This window comes from Streptomyces niveiscabiei (genome assembly GCF_001419795.1).
Classification (GTDB): domain Bacteria; phylum Actinomycetota; class Actinomycetes; order Streptomycetales; family Streptomycetaceae; genus Streptomyces; species Streptomyces niveiscabiei.
In genome coordinates this window covers 1-2,230 of record NZ_LIRL01000711.1, presented here as the reverse complement: position 1 = coordinate 2,230, position 2,230 = coordinate 1, and the positions used below count along the sequence as shown (strand labels likewise).

The following is a 2,230-nucleotide window of genomic DNA, read 5'->3' as shown; positions in this document are numbered from 1 at the left end:
CGGACCCCGCCGCACCACCGACCCCGACACCGGCAACCCGGCCGCCGCCGCCCTCTCCCTCCTCGCCGAGGACACCCTCGACCTCCTCACCGGCCCCGACGCCGACCAGCTCACGCAGTGCGCCGCCCAGGGCTGCGCCCGCTGGTTCCTGCGCTCCCACGGGGCACGCCGCTGGTGCTCGACGAAGTGCGGCAACCGGGTCAGGGCGGCGCGGGCGTACGCGGCGAAGAAGGAACGCGGGGCCTGACAAGGAGGCGGAGTCGACGGAACGCGGGGCCTGACAGGGAGGCGGAGTTGACGGAATGCGGCGTCTAACGCCGGAACCAGCGCCGCTTGCGTTCCCCGAACCCCGGCAGCCCCTTGAACCCCTCGTCCAGCGTCACCGTGGGCGTCACCCGCCGCAGCGTCTCCCGTACCCGGGTCAGCGGATGGTCCGGGAAGCGGGCGTCCCACCGCTCCAAGTCGCCCACGTGGTACGGGAGTCCGCCCCGAGCCCCGTACGGATGCGGCCGGAAGTACTCCTCGGGCCCCACCTCCGCCAGGATCACGGCCTCCCGCATCCCGGTCATTGGCCCCTCGGCGGCCTGCGCCTTGACCACGACGCTGCACCGGTCCCTCGGCACGGTCCACGACGCGAGGAACGCCTGACCGGGCCGCGACCCCAGCGGCATCTTCACGAGCTGCCACAGCGCCGGCACCCCGTCGACCGCCCCGAACTCGGCCTCGACGAGCCCGCCCCCGCTCCCGGCGACCCCCTGCGCGGCACCGGCACGCAGACGCGCGGGGTCGCTCAGGGGAGCCGGGAGGTCGGGGGCGAGCGGAAAGAAGTGCACGGACAGGAGGAGCCCCGCCCCGTCCTGCCACAGGCCGGACTCGACCTCCGTGAAACCGGTGAGGCCGAGCCCGGTGACCGGCGTGTCAGCTATGTTCACGCCGGTCATCCTCGCAGGTCGGACAGGGTTACAGGTACGGCCGGGTGAGCAGCTCGATCGCGTGGCCCGAGGGGTCCTTGAAGTAGACGCCCCGGCCGCCGTGCCCGGTGTTCGTCTCACCGGGCCGGGTCATCTGCGGGTCGGCCCAGTGCGTGACACCGGCCTCGCACAGCCGCTGGTACGCGCGGTCGAACAGCTCGTCGTCCACGAGGAACGCGTAGTGCTGCATCTGGATCTCGACCGGCGGCTCCGCGAACTGGAGCAGCGTGCCGTCGGCGAGCTGGATGTTGGTGAACGGACCCCACGACGGGGCTTCGCCGACTTCGAGGAGCTCCCGGAAGAAACGGGCGGACTCCTCGCGGTCCTGGGACGCGATGATCGTGTGGTTGAAAGAAGCGGGCATGCGGTGGTCGACCTCTCACTCGGATTCACTCGGAACGGAAACCGCGGAACGCGTCGTCGTCTCCGAGCGATCGGCGGGGCTCGACCCCGCCCGAGGATCAGTCGGCCACCGGATAGCCGATCCGTGCGTGGCGCCTGCGCGCCGGTCCGGTGTTCATGGAGGTGACCCTAGCCAAGGGGAACAGCGGCCGACAAGCCGGTGAACCTTCCGGGACCCCCGCAACCCTCCACCGGCCGCCCCGCTCTGACCCTGCGTGGAAACGACCACCCGTACGCGCCGCACCGCCGCAGGACTCGCCGCGCTCCTCACGCTCGCCGTCTTCTGCGCGGCCGACGCCATCGCCCGCAGCTACCCCTTCGGTCCCCGCACGCGCAACGTCAACGACCTCGGCAACCAGTACCTGCCGTACCACGCGCACCTCTGGGACCTCCTGCACGGCCGCGCCGACGGCGGCCTGGTCATGAACTGGCAGTCCGGCTTCGGCGCGAGCTTCCTGCCCGACTTCGCGACGTACGTCAGCAGCCCCTTCGCGCTCCTCGTCGGCGTGTTCCCGCGCGACGAGATCGACCTCGCGGTGTACGTCATCACCGCGCTGAAGACGGCGAGCGCGGCGGCGGCCATGACCTGGCTCCTCCTCACGCTGCGGCCGGGCCCGCGCTGGGCCGCCGTCCTGCTCGGCGTCTCGTACGCGCTGTGCGGCTGGAGCCTCGCCGACGCGTCGTACAACCTCATGTGGCTCGACGGGCTGATCGCGCTGCCGGTGCTGTGCCTGGTGGGGGAGTGGCTGCTCGCCGGGCGCCGGTACGTCGTGGGCGTCCTGGTCGTGGCGCTCGCGTGGACGGCGAACTTCTACACCGCGTACATGGCGACCCTCGGCGCCGCCCTGGTCCTGGCC

At 72.1% G+C, this 2,230-nt stretch carries 4 protein-coding genes; 2 read left to right on the top strand and 2 right to left on the bottom strand.

What is annotated here, in order from left to right; all coding sequences use genetic code 11:
* Positions 1-247: CGNR zinc finger domain-containing protein (locus tag AOK24_RS31250; RefSeq protein WP_206191292.1), on the top strand; the 247-nt coding region annotated here is incomplete at its 5' end.
* 64 nt (positions 248-311) lie between these two features.
* On the opposite strand, the gene AOK24_RS31245 is transcribed toward AOK24_RS31250, so the two are convergent.
* Together AOK24_RS31245 and AOK24_RS31240 are read right to left on the bottom strand one after the other, a co-directional pair.
* Positions 312-932, bottom strand: a complete 621-nt coding sequence (locus tag AOK24_RS31245; protein WP_079057086.1) for a hypothetical protein — start codon at positions 930-932, stop codon at positions 312-314.
* A 28-nt stretch (positions 933-960) separates the two neighbouring features.
* Positions 961-1,335 (bottom strand): VOC family protein, encoded by a 375-nt coding sequence (locus AOK24_RS31240; protein ID WP_055723398.1) that lies wholly within the window; start codon positions 1,333-1,335, stop codon positions 961-963.
* Positions 1,336-1,588: 253 nt separating this feature from the next.
* Here AOK24_RS31240 and AOK24_RS31235 point away from each other — a divergent pair.
* Positions 1,589-2,230 (top strand): YfhO family protein (locus AOK24_RS31235; protein ID WP_159052042.1); only part of this gene is annotated, 642 nt, incomplete at its 3' end.